The following is an 18,260-nucleotide window of genomic DNA, read 5'->3' on the forward strand; positions in this document are numbered from 1 at the left end:
CTCCTCTGCTGACGGCGAGGTGCCCCGGTGGGAGCCGCGAGGCGCCGGCTGGCACGTCGTGCGTGCCTGGCCAGTGCTAAGGTAAAGAGGTGGGTGCCCGGCGACTATGTCCAAGCCGCCTGCTCTGTTGACGCAGCCGCCGCCCGCGCTGCGAGGCGAAGCCTGATGGATACCCTGTCCGATGTGCTTGCCGCCGTGCGCCTGTGTGCGGTGTCCTTCCTGCATGCCGAGTTCACCGCCCCCTGGTGCATCGCCGCCCAGGTCGTTCCGGAGGACTGCCGCCCGCTCGGCGCCGTGCCGGCCCATATCATCGCCTACCACTACGTGGTTGACGGCCAGCTGTACCTGGAATTGCCCGGCGAGCCGGCTCTGCCCCTGCAGGCAGGCGACATGGTGCTGTTGCCGCGCAACGATGCGCACCGCCTGACGAGCGCCCTGGGCCTGCGCGCGGCGCCAGTGGACGAACTGATCCAGACGGTCGACAGCCCCGGCCTGGCCCGCCTGCGCTACGGTGGCGGCGGGGCCGCGACCCATGTCATCTGCGGTTTTCTCGGTTGCGAGGTGGCGGACAATCCGCTGCTGGCGACGTTGCCGGCGATGCTGCGCGTGCGGGTCGACGACGGCCCGACCGGGGTTTGGGTCGAGCAGTCGTTCCACCTGGCGGCGGCGGAGTTCGCCGCCGCCAGCCTGGGCTCGAGCACCGTGCTCAACAAGCTCGCCGAGCTGCTGTTCGTCGAGGCGGTCCGCCATCACCTGGCCAGCCTGCCGGCGGAGCAGACCGGCTGGCTGGCCGGGCTGCGCGACCCTTTCGTCGGCAAGGGCCTGGCCCTGCTGCACGGCCGTCTGGCCGCGCCCTGGACCACCGCGGCGCTGGCCCGCGAGGTCGGCCTGTCACGCTCGGCCTTCGCCGAGCGCTTCAGCAAGCTGATCGGCCAGCCGCCGATGAGCTACCTGGCGCACTGGCGTTTGCAACTGGCCGCCGCGCGCCTGCGCGACAGCGGCGACTCGCTGGCGCAGATCGCCTATGGCATCGGCTACGAGTCGGAGGCCGCGTTCAACCGTGCCTTCAAGCGCGAGTTCGGCCTGCCACCGGCCACCTGGCGCAAGCGCCACGCGACCGCCGGCCGGGCCTAGCCGGCCGCGCCTAGCCGGCTAAGCGCGGCGCCACACGCTGGCCAGCCAGGGTTGCTGGGCGCGCGGCAGGCCGGCGGGCCGGTAGTAGTGCTCGAGCTCGACGAAACCGGCGGCGCCGAGCAGCCTGCGCCAGTTGGCCAGGTCATGGTAGGCGCCATAGCGATCGCCGTTGAAGCCTTCCTGATTGTCGCCGCGCGGGTTGGAGCTCAGCAGCACGCCGCCGGGCTTGAGGGTGGCGTGCAGCTGGCGCAGCACCCGCGGCAGCTCCTGGCTGGGGATATGGAACAGCACGGCGTTGGCGAAGATGCCGTCGAAGTGGCCGCTCGGCAGCTCGAGGGCGAGGAAGTCCTGCAGCCAGACCTCGCAGCCGCTATCGGCGCGGGCCATCTCGACGAAGCGCGGGCAACCGTCCAGGCCGATGGCGGTGTGACCCAGGGCCTTGAAGGTGCGCAGGTCGCGCCCCGGGCCGCAGCCGAAATCGAGAATCCGCCAGGGCGCCGGCGCCTCGATGTGCTGCAGCAGGGCGGCGACGTTCTGGCTGACGTCGTGGTCGCGGGTGCCGTCGCGAAAATCCTCGGCGTGGTCCTGGTAGTGGCCCAGGGTCAGGGCGCTGATCTGCTGCAGTTGCTCGGGTGTCAGGGGCATGGGGCGGGTCTGCTGGTCGGGGTGGGCGGCGCGGGAGTGCCTATTTAACCCTATCGCGCGGCGCAGGTTATAGTGCGGCCGCCCTCCCGCCACAGTGGACGTACTGGTCATGGCCGCGCCCCAGCCCGAACTCGATTCCCCGCAACCGGTCAGCCTGCTGCAGGCCCTGGCCTTCTGGCTCAAGCTGGGCCTGATCAGTTTCGGCGGCCCGGCCGGGCAGATTTCCATCATGCACCAGGAGCTGGTCGAGCGGCGCCGCTGGATCTCCGAGCGGCGCTTCCTGCATGCCCTGAATTACTGCATGTTGCTGCCGGGGCCGGAGGCCCAGCAGCTGGCCACCTACCTTGGCTGGCTGATGCACCGCACCTGGGGCGGTCTGATCGCCGGGGCGCTGTTCGTGCTGCCCTCGCTGCTGCTGCTGATCGGCCTGTCCTGGGTCTATATCGCCTTCGGTGATGTGGCGCTGGTGGCCGGAGTCTTCTACGGCATCAAGCCGGCGGTCACCGCCATCGTCGTCCAGGCGGCCCAGCGCATCGGCTCGCGGGCGCTGAAGAACAACTGGCTGTGGGCGATCGCCGCGGCGGCCTTCGTCGCCATCTTCGCCCTCAACCTGCCGTTCCCGTTGATCGTCCTCGGCGCCGCGCTGCTGGGCTACCTGGGCGGGCGCCTGCTGCCGGATCAGTTCAGCGTCGGCGGTGGCCATGCTGCGGCGAACAAGTCCTACGGCCCGGCGCTGATCGACGACGACACGCCGACCCCGGCCCATGCACGTTTCCGCGCCTCGCGTCTGGCGCTGATCGTTCTGGTCGGCGCGCTGCTGTGGTTGTTGCCGATGGCCCTGCTCTGCGCGCTGTACGGCTGGCAGGGCACCCTGACCCAGATGGCCTGGTTCTTCACCAAGGCCGCGCTCTTGACCTTCGGCGGCGCCTACGCGGTGCTGCCCTACGTCTACCAGGGCGCCATCGGCCACTACGGCTGGCTGAGTCCGACGCAGATGATCGACGGCCTGGCCCTGGGCGAGACCACGCCGGGGCCACTGATCATGGTGGTGGCCTTCGTCGCCTTCGTCGGCGCCTACCTGCAGCCGATGCTGGCCGGCGACTCGGCCTTCGTCAGCGGCGCCGTGGCGGCCTGCCTGGTCACCTGGTTCACCTTCCTGCCGTCGTTCCTGTTCATCCTCGCCGGCGGCCCGCTGGTGGAGTCGACCCACAACCAGCTGCGCTTCACCGCGCCGCTGACCGGGATCACCGCCGCGGTGGTCGGGGTGATCCTCAACCTGGCGCTGTTCTTCGCCTACCACGTGCTCTGGCCCGAGGGCTTCGCCGGCCGCTTCGACTGGATATCGGCACTGATTGCCCTGGCCGCGGCCGTGGCGCTGCTGCGCTACAAGCGCGGGGTCATGGAGGTGCTGGGCGCCTGCGCCCTGGCCGGGCTGCTGATCCAGCTGGCGCAGGGCTGAACCGCCCACCGCCAGCCGGCAGGGTCCGTCGCCGCCTCAGAGAAACCAGCGGTACTCCCGCGCGCTCAGGTGGTGCATGAAGTCCAGGTGGTCGTGGCGCTTGTTCTCGCAGTAGACCATGACGAACTCGCTGCCCAGGCCCTGCTTGACCAGTGGGTGATCCTGCATGGCCGCCACCGCGCCGAGCATGTCCTGGGGGAAGTCGATGCCGCTGGCGCGGTCCTGGTTGAGCGGGGCGATCGGCTCCTTGGCCGCGTCCAGGCCGTGCTCCATGCCCACCAGGATGGCCGCCAGGACCAGGTAGGGGTTGGCGTCGGCACCCGCCAGGCGGTGCTCGATACGCAGGTTGCGGCCGTCCGACTCGGGGATGCGGATGCACGCATCGCGATCCTCGAAGCCCCAGCTGGCGCGACTGGCGGCATTGACCATGGCGCCGTAGCGGCGGAAGGCATTGTGGTTGGCGGCGAAGATCGGCATGCAGTGCGGCAGCAGCTCCAGGCAGCCGGCCACCGCGTGGCGCAGCGGCCGCTGGCCGTCCTGGTCGAGCAGGTTGCGGCCCTGCTCGTCATACAGGCTGACGTGCACGTGCATGCCGCTGCCCGGCGCCTGCAGGTAGGGCTTGCTCATGAAGCTGGCGCGGTAGCCGTGCTTGAGCGCCACGCCGCGGCTGCTGCGGCAGAACAGCGCGGCCCAGTCGGCGGCGCGCAGGCCGTCGTCGCAGTGGCCGAAGTTGATCTCGAACTGGCCGGGGCCGAGCTCGGCGGTGATCACGTTGGCGTCGACGCCCTGCTCGTTGGCCGCCTCGACCATCTCCAGGAGCACGTCGGAGAAGCGCGACAGGCGCTCGATGTGCATGTTCGGCTGGTCGTCGGTGTCGCCGGTCAGCACGTCGCGGGGAAACTGCGGCAGGCCGTCCTTGAGGGCGCGGTCGAACAGGTAGAACTCCAGCTCGAAGGCCACCACCGGACGGATGCCGCGCGCGGCCAGGCGCGCCAGTACCCGCGCAAGCACCTCGCGCGGCTCGAACTCGATGGGCGCCTCGGTGCCGTCCGAGCTGATCAGCATCTGCGCCAGCGGCTGTTTCTCCCAGCGCACCGGCTTGAGGGTGCCGGGGATCAGGCGGCGCGGTGCGTCCGGATCGCCGTCGTTGAAGCAGTAGTCGCCGATCGGGTGCAGGCCGCCCTGGGCGCCGAGCAGCACGCAGTTCTGCGGCAGCTTCAGCGGGCTGCCGGCGGCGACCTTCTCGAGCATGTCGATGGGGTAGCGCTTGCCGTAGAAGTGGCCGGGGATGTCCAGGCAGATCAGGTCGACGTAGCGCACCTCGGGGTGCCGGGTGCGGAAGGCGCGTACTTCGTCGAGCAGGTCGGTGCAGGCTTTTGCGGTTGTCATGTTGGGCTGTCCTGTGGGCCGGGTTCAGCGAAACACCCAGAGCACCCGGGTCGGCTGGTCGGAGAGGTTGGCGTAGCGGAACTGGCTGTGGGGCGGCAGCTGGAAGGCATCGTTGGGGCCGAGGATCACCGGCTCCGGGGCGTCGCCCAGCCAGATCGCCAGCTCGCCCTCGAGGACGAAAGCGCCCTGCTCGTCGCTGTCGTTGAGGTGGCCCTCGCCGCTGCTGGCGCCGGGCTCCAGGTAACTGTCGAGCATGGAGAAGCCGGCCGCCATGTTCGGCGACAGCAGCACGTCGGTGATGCCGCCGCCGTAGTACAGGGTGCGGCGCTCGCCGGGGCGGGTCACCCAGGGCAGCGCGCGGGGTTTGCTCAGGCTGTAGAAGTAGGTGGTCGGTACGCCCAGGGTTTCGCTGATCGCGGTCAGGTCGGCCACCGTCGGCCGCGACAGGCCGCGTTCGACCTGGGACAGGAAGCCCACCGAGCGACCGATGCGCTCGGCCAGTTCACCGAGGGTCAGGTTCTTGTGCTTGCGCAGGTCGCGAATCAGGATCGCCAGGCCTTCGACTTCTTCTTGCATGTCCATGGTGGGGTCCTCTGTCTCAGATCAGGTCGCGCAGCCGGTACCAGGCCTTGCCGGCGGCCTCCAGGGGCGCGGCGAGCCAGGCCCCGCCGGGGAAGCGCGGGTTGTGCAGGCCCTGGTACAGCGCCAGCAGTTCGGCGTCGCCGAGGATGGCGTCGGCTACCGCGCGGGCGCCGGCCAGGGTCGGCAGCACGCCGTGGCCGGAGAAGCCCTGCAGCCAGTAGCGCTGGCCCTGGCGGCCGATGTCCGGGGTGCGCTTCAGGCTCACGTCGATGTGCCCGCCCCAGGCGAACTCCAGCTCGACCCCGCGCAGTTGCGGAAAGGCACGCTCCAGGTAGGGGCGGGTGGCCGCCGCGACGTCCTCGGGGATGCCGCCCAGGTAGGTGCAGCCGCCGCCGAACAGCAGGCGCTGGTCCGGGGTCAGGCGGAAGTAGTCGGGAACGAACTGGTTGTCGATCACGCAGCTATTGCGCGGCAGCAGCGAGCGGGCCAGTTCGGGCGCCAGCGGCGCGGTGGCCACCTGGTAGGAGCCGACCGGCAGCAGGCGCCTGGCCAGGTCGCGATCGAGGCGGTCGATATAGGCGTTGCAGGCCAGCACCAGCACATCGCCGCGCACTTCGCCCTGGGCGGTGCGCGCCACAAAACCATCGGGGCCTTCCCGGTAGTCGAGCACCTGGCTCTGCTCGAAGATGCATCCGCCGGCCTGCTCGATGGCGGCGGACAGGCCCAGGGCCAGCTTGAGCGGGTTGAGGTGGGCGCCTTCGGGGTCGTACAGGGCGGCGAGGTAGCGGGGGCTGTCGATCCATTCGCCCAGCTCGCCGGCGCCGATCAGGCGCAGCGCGTCATAGCCCCACTTGCTTGCCGCCTCCTCCTGGGCCTGCTGCAACTGGCCGACGCGGCGTTGCTGCACCGCGGTCCACAGGCTGCCGCGGCGATAGTCCATGTCGAAGCCGTGGCGCTCGGGCAGCGCGCGCAGCTCGGCGGCGGCCCAGCGCATGCTGTCCCACAGCCGGCGGGCACGCTCCAGGCCCAGGGCCTTCTCCAGGGGCGCCATGTCGCAGGACCAGCCGAGCAACGCCTGGCCGCCATTGCGCCCGGAGGCCGCCCAGGCCACCCGGCTGGCCTCCAACAGGCACACCCGCTTGCCGGCCAGGGTCAGGCGCAGGGCGGTGTGCAGGCCGCTGAAGCCCGCGCCGATGATCAGCACCTCGCAGTCCTGGCGGCCCTCCAGGGTCGGGCGCAGCGGGATGGCGGCGGGGAAGGTGCCGGCGTAGTAGCTGGCTACATGCTGGGCGGAGTGCTTGAACACGGCGGGCTCATGAAATAACTAGTAGTTAATTTCATGAAAATATACGCCTATAAATTCATAAGGCCAAGCCGGCCATCGCTCGATGGCGCCGAGGCGGGTACGGTCTCGGGGTCCGCCGGCACGCCGGCGGATCCTTCAGTCGGCCAGGCGCACCAGGTTGCGGCCGTCGTGCTTGGCCGCGTACAGGGCCCGGTCGGCGCGCTCCAGCAGTTCGCCGGGACCGCTGTTGACGTCGGTGCTGGCGATGCCGGCGCTGAGGGTCACGGAGAACTCGGCGCCGTCGGCCATGAAACACAGGTCGGCGAAACGCTCGCGGATCTCATCGACAATCCGTCGGGCCTGTTCCGGCTGGCAATCCGGCAGCACCGCGAGGAACTCCTCGCCGCCATAGCGGCCGAGGCTGTCGATGCGCCGCAGGCGCTGGCGCAGCAGGTTGGCCAGGGCGCGGATGACGCTGTCGCCGGCGCTGTGGCCATGGTTGTCGTTGACCTTCTTGAAGTGGTCGATGTCCAGCATCACCACGCTGGCGCGGCTGCCGCTGCGCAGTGCGCGCTCCAGCTCGAGGGCGACCTGCTCCTTGATGTCGGCATGCTTGAGCAGCCCGGTCAGGCTGTCGCGCGCCAGGGCGTTGCTCAGCAGGCGAGCGCGCTGGGCGCGGGCGAACACCGTGGAAACCAGGGCGTTGTCGGACAGCGGCTTGCTGACGAAATCGTCGCCGGCCATGGTCAGCGCGCTCATCTGCCGGGCGACGTCGGTCTCCGCCGACAGGTAGATGATCGGCACTCGCAGCCAGTCGTCGTTGAAGCGGATGATCTGCGCCAGTTCGGGGCCGGTGCAGCCGGGCATGTTGACATCGAGCAGCACCACTTCCGGGTTGAACGCCTCCATGCGCCGGAAGATATCCGCCGGCTCGTGGATGATTTCCACCAGCATGTTGGCGGCGCGCAGCACCAGGCTGTAGCGGGCGGCCAGCTCCTGGTCATCGTCGATGATCAGCACCCGGTAGGGTTCGCCCTGCTGCTGGGCGAAGCAGCGCTCCAGGCGGTTCTCCAGCTGCGGGATGTCCACCGGCTTGGTGAAGAAGCCCTGGGCGCCTACGCGTACCGCCTCCAGCTGGGTGGCGAAGTCGTCGCAGGTGCTGATCACCAGCAGGGGCAGGGGCGCCTCGAGGCGCTGTTGCAGGGCCGCCGCGTAGTTCAGTCCGCTCTGTTGCGGGTCCTGCAGGTTGACATCGACGATCAGCGCATCGGGCAAGCGCCGGCCGATGGCGGCGTCGAGCGCCTCGCAGTGGGTGAAGTGCTCGGCGTGGTAGCCGAAGTTGCTCAGGGTCAGGCGCATGTTCTCGCCAACGCTGGCCTCGTCCTCGAGGATATAGATGCAGTACTCCTCGCGATCGGCCTTGGTGCTTCTGAGCGTCGAAGCCTGGCTTTCAGGTGCCGGCTCGGGCCGATGCTGCTGGCGGGCCAGCTGTTGCAGGCTGTCGATATAGGCCTGCAAGCCTTGTTGTTCCTGCTGCAGGGTGGCCAGCCACTGCTCGGCCTGCAGCTCCAGCTGGCGAGCGCGCTCGCCGAGGCTGACGAAGCCGAAGGTGCCGGCGGTTCCCGCCAACCGGTGCAGGCGGTTGCGCAGGCTGTTCAGGCAGCGCTGCTGTTCGGCCGGGGTGCAGGCGCGCAACAACTGCTGGGCGAGGTCGTCCAGTTGCTGCAGCTCCTCCTGCAGGCGCTCGGCGAACTGCTCGCCGAGCTGCTGCAGGTGGCGCTGCAAGTTGTCGCTCAGTGGGGTCTCTTCAGCCATCGGCCTGGTTCCAGATCTGTCGCACCTGGGCGGCCAGCTGCATCGGGTCGAAGGGTTTGATGATCACGTCGCGCGCCCCCAGGCTGCGGTAATGCTGGATCTCCGCCGGCTGCACCTTGGCGGTCATGAAGGCCACCGGGATCTGCCCGATATCCACCAGCTGGCGCAGTTTCTTCAGGGTCTGCGGGCCGTCCATGCCGGGCATCATCACGTCCAGCAGGATGAAGTCCGGGGCGAAGCCGAGGATCTGGTCCAGCGCCTCCTGGCCGGACGAGCAGCTGAGCACCTTGAAGCCCCCCACGGCCTCCAGGGCGACCTTGGCCACGGCCTGGATCGAGGGGTCGTCTTCCACATGCAGGATGCGGGTCAGTTCAGGCATGCCGATTCTCCTTGGCGGGTAGCAGGCGGCCGAGCAGTTGCAGGAAGTGTTGCCCATTGGTGCGCGATTTGGCTAGGACGGCCGCGACCCGATCGCGCTGATCGGCGGGCAGCTCTTGGGCCGAAAGTACCACGACCGGCAGGCCGGGGTGGTGCCGATTCAGCTCTTCGAGTAGCTCCAGGCCGCTGCCATCGGGCAGGCCAAGGTCGAGCAGGACCAGGTCGTAGTGGCCCTCGGCGAGGCGCTGGCGGGCCTGAACGAGGCTGCCGGCTGAAATGAACTCGGCCAGGGCTCGCGCCTGTTCGGCGATCACCTGGCGCAGGTCGGCATCGTCCTCGACATGCAGCACGCGCGAGCGGGCGGGCAGGCCCTGCAACAGCGGGGCGACCTGCGCCCGATCCTCGACCAGCAGCATCCAGGGGCCCTCATCCGCTCCGGCGGGCGCGGGCAGCGCCAGCTCGAACCAGAAGGTCGCGCCCTGGCCTGCGGTCGAGTCGAAACCAATGCGCCCACCCATGCGCTCGATCAGCTCCTTGCTGATCGCCAGGCCCAGGCCGGTGCCGCCCTTCTGCCGGCTGTCGGCGGCGTCGGCCTGGGCGAACTTCTGGAAGATCCGCTCGCGGAACGCCTCCGGGACGCCGGCGCCCTGATCCGCCACGCTGACCCGGATGCGCGCGCCATGCAGGGCGGCGGTCAGCTGTACCACGGCGCCCCGGGGGGAAAACTTGATGGCATTGGACAGGAAGTTGGCCAGCACCTGCTGCAGGCGCATGGCGTCGGCGCGCACCTCGATCGGCGGGCAGGGCCCTGCTGCCAGGAGCACCCCGTGCTGGTCGGCGAAGGCCTGGTTGCTGACCAGGCTGTCGGCGAGCAGGGCGGGCAGGTCGAGGCATTGCAGGTCCAGGGTCATCTTGCCGGCGACCAGCTTGTCCATGTCCAGCAGGTCATTGATCAGCTGGGTCAGACGCAGGCTGTTGTGGTGGGCGATCTCGAGCATCTGCTGCATTTCCGCCGGCAGTTCGCCCAGTGCGCCGCCCTGGATCAGTCCGAGGGAGCCGGCGATCGAGGTCAGCGGGGTGCGCAGCTCGTGGCTGACCGCGGAGACGAATTCGCGTTGCAGGCGCTCGATGCGCTTGTGCTCGGTGATGTCGTGCATCACCGCGACTGCGCCCAGCTGGCGGCCATCCGGGGCATACAGCGGATCGGCGTTGACGCTGACCAGGCGCGGTGCCTGACCCTTGGCGACAATGCTGATCGGCGCCGCACGCACCCGCTCGCCGCGCAAGGCGCACAGCAGGGGGATGTTGTCGCTCGACAACGGGGTCTGGCCGTCGGCCTGGAACAGGTCGTAGTGCTCGCTCCACTGCTCGGACGGCAACTGACTGATATCGGTGCCGTGCCATTGCCGCGCGGTGTCGTTGAACAGGGTCAGGCGCCCCTGGGCGTCGCAGGCGACCACCCCCACGGCGAGCGCCTCGAGCAGGCGCCGGTTCATTTCCTGCTGCTGCTCCAGCTCCGCCTGCTGCTGCTTGCGCGCGCTGATGTCGCTGATCACCCCGTGCCAGATCACCGAGCCATCGGCCTGGCGCTGCGGGGTGGCGGTGCCCTCGACCCAGATCAGGCCCTTGCGCGGATGGCGCACCCGGTACTCCTGGTGCCACTGGTGCAACTGCCGGGCCGAGTCGAGTACGGAGGCGCTGACCGCGGCGCGGTCGTCCTCGTGGATCACCGCGAATACCGCCTTGCTCTGCTCGAGCACATCGGCGGGGCTCAGCCCGTAGATATCGGCGATGCCCTCGCTGGCGTAGGGAAAGCGCACCGTTCCCTGCGCCGGCAGCTGCGCCTGGAACACCATGCCGGGCAGTTGTGCGGCGATCTGCTGCAGGCGCTGTTGGGCCTGCACGCGCTGGCTCAGGTCCTGGGCGATGGTGACATGGCCCAGCAGCGCGCCGGCCTCGTCACGGATCGCCGAGACCGTCAGCAGCACCGGCAGACGGCTGCCGTCGCGCCGCAGGTAGGTCCACTCGCCCGGTGCGCCACCGTGTTCTTCGGCCTCGCTGATCAGCAGGGAAAAGTCGGCCGGGCCGCCCCGGCCCAGTCTCTGACCCAGGGCCTGGGCGCGGCTGGCCAGTTCCTGCGGATCGAGCAGGGTGGCGGCCAGGGAGCGGTCGAGTAACTGCTGGCGGTTGTAGCCGAGCAGCTGCTCGGCCGCTGGGTTGATGCTGGTGATGCGCCCGGCCGGGCAGGTGGTGATCATGGCGCTGCCGGCGCTGTCGAGGATGGCCCGCTGCAGGGCCGCCTGCTCGGCATGCTGGCGCGCGCTCAGGCGCAACTCGAACTGGCGCTGGACCTGACGGGCCAGGCGTTGCAGGCCTTCGCGCTGCCCTGGGTTGAGCTGCCGGGGCCGCTGGTCGATCACGCAGAGCGTGCCGAGCCGGTGTCCGCTGCGGGTGGTCAGCGGCATGCCGGCGTAGAAGCGGATATGGGGTGGCCCGGTGACCAGTGGGTTGTCGCGAAAGCGTGGGTCCGCCAGGGCGTCGGGGACCTCCATCAGTGTCGGGGAGAGGATGGCATGGGCGCAGAAGGCGGATTCGCGGGGCGTCTCGCAGGCGTCCAGGCCGACCCGGCTCTTGAACCACTGGCGCTCGGCATCGACCAGCGAGATCAGCGCGATGGGCACTTCGCAAAGTTGCGCGGCGAGCAGGGTAAGGTCGTCGAACGCCTCCTCCGCCGGGCTATCGAGCAGGGCATAGCGTTCCAGTTCGGCGAGTCGTGCGGCCTCGTCGAGCGGCAAGGGGGCGCCGGGAAGGAATGGGCTCATGCCGGCTGCTCCTGTAAGGCGGGTTCGGCCAGCGGCAACTCGACCCAGAAGGTCGCGCCCAGGCCTTCTATCGAGTCGAAGCCGATCTGTCCGCCCATGCGTTCGATGAGTTCCTTGCTGATGGCCAGGCCCAGGCCGGTGCCACCTTTTTTGCGGGTGTCGGAGGCGTCGGCCTGGGCGAACTTCTGGAAGATGCGCGGGTGAAAGGCCAGGGCGATCCCGGGGCCTCGATCGCGCACGCTGACGCGCATGTATTGTCCGCGGCGTTCGCCGCGCAGCTCCACGTCCTGGTCCGGCGGCGAGAACTTGGCGGCGTTGGCCAGCAGGTTGCTCAGCACCTGATGCAGGCGCTGGCCGTCGACCCTGACCCAGTCCGCGCAGACGCCGATCTGCCGCAGGCGCACCCCGTGTCCCGCGGCGTAGGCCTCATTGCTCTGCAGCACCTGGTCGAGCAACGGCTGCAGGGCCATGGGCTCGCAGGCGATGGGCATGCGCTCGGCCTCGAGCTTGCCGATGTCCAGCAGGTCGTTGATCAGCAGACCCAGGCGCCGGCTGTTGTGCCGGGCTATCTGCAGCATTTGCCGCAGGTGTTCCGGGACTTCGCCGAGGGCGCCGGAGTCGATCAGCTCCAGCGGCCCGCTGATGGCGGTCAGCGGGGTGCGCAGCTCATGGCTGACGGTGGAGACGAACTCGTTCTGCAGACGCTGCAGGCGCTTGCTTTCGCGGATGTCCTGAACGTGCAGGATCCAGCCGTCGCCGCCGCTCGTGCGGCTGTTCAGGCGGGCGGCGCTGAGCGCTGCATCGATGGACTCGCCATGGGCGTCGATCAGGCACGCGTGCCCGCTGCCTGCGGAGCGCCCGTCGCGGGCGCCCAGCAGGCCGTCCAGATAGGCGCTCAGCGTCGGATCGCCGAAGCGCGCCAGGGGCTGGTCGAGCAGGTCCTCCGGCGCGCGCTGCAAGAGCTCGCACAGCGCCTGGTTGACGCTCAGCAGCCGCCCCTGGGGGTCGAGCAGGGCGAGGCCCTGGGGGGCCATCTCGAAGGCCAGGCGGAATTGCCGCTGGCTGTGATTGAGGGCCAGCAGCAGCGCGGCCTGGCGGTGCTGGCCGTGCAGGGTCAGGCCGATCAGGCTGCTGATCGCCAGGGCCAGGCTCCAGCCGAGCAGACGCAGCCAGCCGAGCGGCGGTGTCTCGGCGTGGGCCTCGCGGGCTTCGAGCCGCCAGTGGGCCCCGGCCAGTTGCACCTGCAGCGCCACCGTCGGGCTGCCGTCCGCGTCGTGGCCCTTGACCAGGCTGGCCGCGGCGCCATCGAGGCGTTCGAGGTGGATGGCCAGGTTGAGTTCGTCGGCTACCCGCTCGACCTCGGCATACAGCGGGTCGAAGTCGATCACCGTGCTGATCAGGCCCCAGTAGCCCTGGTCGTCGAGAAACACCGGCACCCTGTAGATCAGCCCGCTGCCGCCCTGGACCAGCTGCAGCGGGCCGACCAGGCCGGGTTTGCCGTCGGCGATGATGCGCTGCACGGCCGGCCACTGTTCTGGTCGATCCGGAAAGTAGAGGCCGAGCGCGGCTTCGTTGCCGGCCAGTGGGTAGATGAAGCTGATGCGGTTATCCGGCGCCAGGCCGATGTTGCGGATGTAGGGGCTGCGGCGTAGCAGGCCATCCAGCCAGGGTTGCAGCTCGGGCGAGTGCACCTGGCCATGGCGGGCGCTGATATAGGAGGCCAGGCCGGTTGCCAGGTGCAGGGTGGCGTTGAGCTCGCTGAGCAGCATCGCGCGCACCTCGCCGGCACGGGCGGTGAGGCGCTGTTGGGCCGCTTCGAACTGGCGCAGGGCGTACTGCTGCAGCAGCAGCTCGACGCCCAGGCCGAGCACCAGCAGCAGGGCCAGGCTGATCGTCCAGTTCAGGCGCCTACGGCGCCGCGAGCGGGCCTGCTGACGGGTCAATGAGGTCATGCCGGTGTCGCCTCGCTTAGCTCGATCCAGAAAGTGGCGCCCTGGCCTTCGGCCGAGTCGAAGCCGATGTTGCCGCCCATCTGTTCGATGAATTCCTTGCTGATGGCCAGGCCGAGGCCGGTGCCGCCCTTGTTGCGGGTATCGCTGGCGTCGGCCTGGGAGAATTTGGCGAAAATGTGCTCGCGGAAGCGCTCCGGCACCCCGGGGCCGTAGTCGCGCACGCTGACCCGCAGCAGCCCTGCGCGCTGCTGCACGCGCAGCTCCACGGCCTGGCCGGGGGGGGAGAACTTCGCCGCATTGGACAGCAGATTGGCCAGCACCTGCAGCAGGCGCTGCGGGTCGACCCGCACCCGGGCCGCGTCCGCGCGTTCGAGCAGCTCGAGGCGCACGTCGAACCGCTGGGCATAGGGTTGATTCTGTTCCAGGGCTTGCCCGATCAGCGGCATCAGTGGCTGTTCGCTCAGCTCGAGGTGCATCTTGCCGGCCACCAGCTTTTCCATGTCGAGCAGGTCGTTGATCAACTCGCTGAGGCGCTGGCTGTTGCCTTCTGCGATCTTCAACATCTGGCCCATGGCAGCGGGCACCTCGCCGAGCACGCCGCCGTTGATCAGGCCGAGGGAGCCGGCGATGGCGGTCAGCGGGGTGCGCAGCTCGTGGCTGACGGTGGAGACGAAGTCGTTCTTCAGCTTTTCGATGCGCTTGCGTTCGCTGATGTCGCGAATCACCGCGATGAAACGCGGCTCGCCCTGGTGGCTGATCTGCGAGACGGCCAGCTCGATGGCGAACTGTTCGCCATTGCTACGCAGGCCGGTCAGCTCGCGCACGCTGCCGACCAGCCGTGCCTCGCCGTTGTGGCGAGAACGCGTCAGGTAACCATCATCGGCCGCGTGGTCGGCCTCCGGCATCAGCAGCTTGACGTCGCGTCCGGCCACCTGCTCCAGGCTGTAGCCGAACAGCTGCTCGGCGGCGCGGTTGAAGGTCTCGATCCGGCCGAACTGGTCGATGGTGACGATGGCGTCGAGGACGTTCTCCAGCAGGGTGCGCAGGTAGTCCTCGCGCTCGCGCAGCGCCCGCTCGGCGGCGATCCGTTCGCTGAAATCCTGGATCTGCGAGACGAAGTGCACCGGCCGGCCCTGAGCGTCGCGCACCAGCGAGACGCTCAGCAAGGCCCAGACCGTGCCGCCGCGCTTGTTCAGGTAGCGCTTCTCCATCTGGTAGGCGTTGATCCGTCCGAGCAGCAGGTCCTCGACATTCTGCAGGTCCAGTTGCAGGTCGTCGGGGTGGGTGATGTGCTGGAAGTCGGTGCGCAGCAGTTCCTCTCGGCTGTAGCCGAGCATGTGGCAGAGCTGGTCGTTGACCTCCAGCCAGTGGCCCTGCGGGGAAACCAGGGCCATGCCCTGGGGCGCGGTGCTGAAGGCGCTGCTGAAACGCTGTTGGCTCAGTTTCAGCTGGTCCTCGACCGCCTTGCGCTCGCTGATGTCCCAGATGAACCCGGAGATCCACAGCAGCTTGCCCTGGCTGTCGTACTCGCCGCGGCCCTTCTCGCGCACCCAGACGCTGTGGCCGTCGGCATGCAGCAGGCGGTAGGTGCGCTCGAAGGCTTCCTGGCGGGTCACTGCCTCGATGATGCGGTAGGTGCTCGGCAGGTCGTCTGGGTGAATCACGCTGGTGTAGCTGCGCAGATGGTTGTCGACGAAGTCGCTGGCCGGATAGCCGCACAGGGCGACCACTTCCTCGCTCATGTAGCGCATGGTCCACTCGGCGTCCGTGTCGCAGCGGTAGACCACCCCCGGCAGGCTGCTGACCAGGCCGCGGAAACGGCTCTCGCTCTTTTGCAGGGCGCGGGTAACCTGCTGCAGGTCGCTGATGTCGCTGGCGATGCCGAGAAACCCGCTGATCCCCCCGCGGCCATCGCGGATGGCGCTGACGGTGAGATTGACCGTGCGGGTCTGACCGTCCTTGCGCACATAGGTCCATTGGCGGGTCTCGGCGGCACCCCGGCGGGGATTGTGGACGAAGACTTCGAAGCCCTCGACCGGCTGGCCGGCGATTTTGCTGAGCGTCTCGCCGCGCTGGCGCACCTCGTCGGCCCGGTGGAACACCGTCGGGCTGCTGCGTCCGATCATCTCGGCGGCGCGGTAGCCCAGCAGGCGCTCGGCGCCGGAGTTGAACAGGGTGATCAGGCCGTCGGGGTCGGTGGCGATGACGGAGACCCCGGTGGCCGAGTCAAGCAGCGCCTGGAGAAAGCTGCGCGCCTGGTGGATTTCCAGGTCGCGCTGTTTGCTGTCGCTGATGTCCTGCACGGTGCCGACCAGGCGCAGCAGCTGACCCTGCTCGTTCGGCTGCAGACGGCCCAGCTCATGGACCCAGCGGATCTCGCCGTCGGGGCGGATGACGCGGTGCACCACGTCATGGGCGCCGCCGGCCTCAGCCGCACGCTGGCTGGCTTCGACCAAGGCCCGATCTTCGGGGTGCACGCTCTGGTAGAAGGCCGCCAGGCTGGGCGTGAAGTGCCGCGGGTCGCGGCCGAAGATGTCGAAGATGACCCCGGACCAGCGCAGTTCGCTGTTGCGCAGGTCGAGTTCCCAATGGCCCAGGCGGGCGATCTGCTGGGACTCGTCCAGGCGCTCCAGCAGGGCTTGGCGCGCCTGCTCCTGCTGCTGGCGCTCCAGGGTGGTGTCGACCCAGCGGGCGAACAGCCGGAGGAATTCCAGGTCGGCCTCGTCGAAGGGCTGTTCGCGCGGCTCGGCGGCGGAAAAGTTCAGGGTGCCGAAGCGTCGGCCGCCGACCCAGATGGCGATGCCGATGTAGGTTTCCAGGGCAAATTGCCGATAGCAGGGGTGGCTGGCATGAGTCGACCGCGCCATGTGCTCGATGGCGAGCACCTCGTCGCTGGCCAGGGTGATGCTGCAGTAGGTATCGCCGAGCGGGAAGCATTGGCCGTCGGACAGGCTGCCCGGCGGCGAGACCTGGACCAGTACGCGGTAGTCCTCGCCCTCGACCTGGCTGATGATCGCCAGCGGCAGCTGGTAGAAACTCGCCCCCAGTCGCAGGGCCTCGCGCAATTGCTCCTGGCTGCTGCGTTCAGGCAGGGCGGCGATCTCGTTGAGCGCCCGCAGGGCGTCTTGCTGGCGTTGCAGGCGCTCCTGCTGGTATTCGCGCTGGTTATCGCGGCGCAGGGCATCGAACAGTTGGCCGAGGGTGGCGAGCAGAGGGTGCAGCTGTTCGATCAGTTCACGCGGATAGCCGCCGCCGCGGTTGACCAGGCCGAGCAGGCCGACCAGTTGCCCGCGGCTGAAAATCGGCAGGGCGGCGCAGGCGCGCACCGGCGGATGCGCCAGCGGCAGGCCACTGGGCGCTGAGCCGGGCGGCGCCTGATCGACGATCAATGGCTGGGCACTGCCCAGGACCTGGCCGAACAGGCTGTGCCGGTCGCGAATCTCCAGGCCCTGGCTCGGCTGGCGCTGCGAATCCGGCTCGCCGGCAAGGCCGCTGATGGCGCAGGTGCGCAGGTAGGGCGCGCCGTCGTCATCACCCAGGACTTCGCCGATGAAGGCGAACTGGCTGGCGCTCAGCTCAAGAATCCGTTGCAGCAAGGAGTCGAACACCTGGTACTGGTTCTGCGCATCGATATAGGCGGCCTGGGCCTGGCTGACGATGGTCAGCAGCTGCCGCGACTGCTCGCTCTGCTGGTGCCTTTGCTGCAGCGCCAGCTGGTGGCTGCGCATCAGCGACTGGGTGCTGTTGCGGGTGGCCAGCAGCAATACCAGCAGCAGCGCCTCGGCGCCCAGCCAGGCCAGCAGCCATTTGCCGAACAGCCAGTGTTGTTCGCGCTGGTGCGCGGCGAGCTGCTCGCTGACATCGCGCCAGACCAGGGCCATCGCCAGTGCGGGTGCGTTCGCTCGGTGCTGGTAGCCGGGCAGGACGATCTGGTTGAGCAGGTAGGTACGGCCCTGGTCGCTGATCAGCTTGAGGGTGGTGCCTGCCGCTGGATCCGGTAGCAGCAGGCGCTCCTGCCAGTGCCGCACTTGCGGACGGGAGGTTTCCAGCAGGTGCCAGTGTGCTGTCGGCGGCGTCAGCCCGCGCAGCTGTTCACCGCTGTCCGGCGCCTGCAGCAGACTGCGGTGCGCCAGCAGGGCGACGCCGGCCTGCAGTTCCTGGTCAAGGCGTTGTGGGTCGTCGAGCAGTCCGAGGTTCACCTCGATCGCCCCGACCGTCAGGGGGGCGCCACGGCCTTCCACCTGCAGGGGGGCGACCGCGGCCATGCCGAGCTCTCCGGGCATCAGTAGCAGACCGGCGCGGCTGCGGCCATCGACCAGGGCGTCACGCAGCATCGTCCACGCGGGGGGCTGGCTCTCGCCGAACCGCTCGGGCTCATGGACCCGCAGCAGCACTTCGGCCGCGGGCGCCAGATGGACGGAGAGGCGGAACGGGTGGCCGGCCTGCAGGCGGCGCCAGCGTGGCGCCAGGCGGCTGAACAGCTGGCCGCGGATATAGCCGCGGGCCTCGCCATCGCCAGGCCCCTCCGCCAAGGCGTGGGCCTGGCGGACCAACTCGACCACCCAGGCGTCGGCGGCCATGGCTTCGGCGAGCATCTGCGCCTGCTTGCGCAGGCTGTCCTGGCTGTTCAGCTGCGCCAGGCGCTGCATTTCGCCTTGCCGGGCCATTTGCCGCTGCCACAGGGCGTCGCGTGCCTGCTGCGCCTGCCAGCCGAAGGCGCTGAACAGCAGGGCGAGGATCAGGCTGCCGATGCCGACTATCCAGTAGAGCGCGCGGGCCTTTGGGGCAGGGCTCATTGG

General features: G+C 69.2%; 11 protein-coding genes. 2 read left to right on the plus strand and 9 right to left on the minus strand.

Annotated features, from left to right (window positions below; all coding sequences use genetic code 11):
- Positions 1–165: 165 nt before the first annotated feature.
- Positions 166–1,134: an AraC family transcriptional regulator gene (locus KDW96_RS13095; protein ID WP_255836691.1), complete on the plus strand. Its 969-nt coding sequence runs from the start codon at positions 166–168 to the stop codon at positions 1,132–1,134.
- Between the two features lie 18 nt (positions 1,135–1,152).
- Here the strand turns inward: KDW96_RS13095 and KDW96_RS13100 are convergent, their stop codons facing one another.
- Positions 1,153–1,779, minus strand: a complete 627-nt coding sequence (locus KDW96_RS13100) for a class I SAM-dependent methyltransferase (protein ID WP_255836692.1) — start codon at positions 1,777–1,779, stop codon at positions 1,153–1,155.
- A 109-nt stretch (positions 1,780–1,888) separates the two neighbouring features.
- Here KDW96_RS13100 and chrA point away from each other — a divergent pair, with 109 nt between their 5' ends.
- A complete protein-coding gene (gene chrA / locus KDW96_RS13105; RefSeq protein WP_255836693.1) occupies positions 1,889–3,238 on the plus strand; it encodes a chromate efflux transporter in 1,350 nt (449 codons plus the stop codon).
- 36 nt (positions 3,239–3,274) lie between these two features.
- Here chrA and KDW96_RS13110 read toward each other — a convergent pair whose 3' ends face one another.
- The 8 genes from KDW96_RS13110 to KDW96_RS13145 form a co-directional block, all read right to left on the minus strand.
- On the minus strand, positions 3,275–4,627 hold the full coding sequence (locus KDW96_RS13110; protein WP_255836694.1) for a glutamine synthetase family protein: 1,353 nt from the start codon (positions 4,625–4,627) through the stop codon (positions 3,275–3,277).
- Positions 4,628–4,651: 24 nt separating this feature from the next.
- Complete coding sequence (locus tag KDW96_RS13115) at positions 4,652–5,209, minus strand: helix-turn-helix domain-containing protein (protein ID WP_255836695.1); 558 nt, start codon at positions 5,207–5,209, stop codon at positions 4,652–4,654.
- A gap of 16 nt (positions 5,210–5,225) precedes the next feature.
- Entirely contained in the window at positions 5,226–6,515 is a 1,290-nt protein-coding gene (locus KDW96_RS13120) for an NAD(P)/FAD-dependent oxidoreductase (RefSeq protein WP_255836696.1), read from the minus strand.
- Positions 6,516–6,650: 135 nt separating this feature from the next.
- The gene (locus tag KDW96_RS13125; protein WP_255836697.1) at positions 6,651–8,309 is read right to left on the minus strand and encodes a diguanylate cyclase; all 1,659 of its coding nucleotides are present in this window, start codon (positions 8,307–8,309) and stop codon (positions 6,651–6,653) included.
- Complete coding sequence (locus tag KDW96_RS13130) at positions 8,302–8,688, minus strand: response regulator (protein ID WP_255836698.1); 387 nt, start codon at positions 8,686–8,688, stop codon at positions 8,302–8,304. The genes KDW96_RS13125 and KDW96_RS13130 overlap by 8 nt, the downstream gene beginning before the upstream one ends.
- The gene (locus KDW96_RS13135) at positions 8,681–11,509 is read right to left on the minus strand and encodes a PAS domain S-box protein (RefSeq protein ID WP_255836699.1); all 2,829 of its coding nucleotides are present in this window, start codon (positions 11,507–11,509) and stop codon (positions 8,681–8,683) included. Before KDW96_RS13135 ends, KDW96_RS13130 begins: the two co-directional genes overlap by 8 nt.
- Entirely contained in the window at positions 11,506–13,461 is a 1,956-nt protein-coding gene (locus KDW96_RS22390) for an ATP-binding protein (protein ID WP_255836700.1), read from the minus strand. The genes KDW96_RS13135 and KDW96_RS22390 overlap by 4 nt, the downstream gene beginning before the upstream one ends.
- A complete protein-coding gene (locus tag KDW96_RS13145; RefSeq protein ID WP_255836701.1) occupies positions 13,458–18,257 on the minus strand; it encodes a PAS domain S-box protein in 4,800 nt (1,599 codons plus the stop codon). The genes KDW96_RS22390 and KDW96_RS13145 overlap by 4 nt, the downstream gene beginning before the upstream one ends.
- Between the last annotated feature and the right edge of the window lie 3 nt (positions 18,258–18,260).

Source organism: Pseudomonas benzenivorans (assembly GCF_024397895.1).
In the GTDB taxonomy this organism is placed as follows: Bacteria; Pseudomonadota; Gammaproteobacteria; order Pseudomonadales; family Pseudomonadaceae; genus Aquipseudomonas; species Aquipseudomonas benzenivorans_A.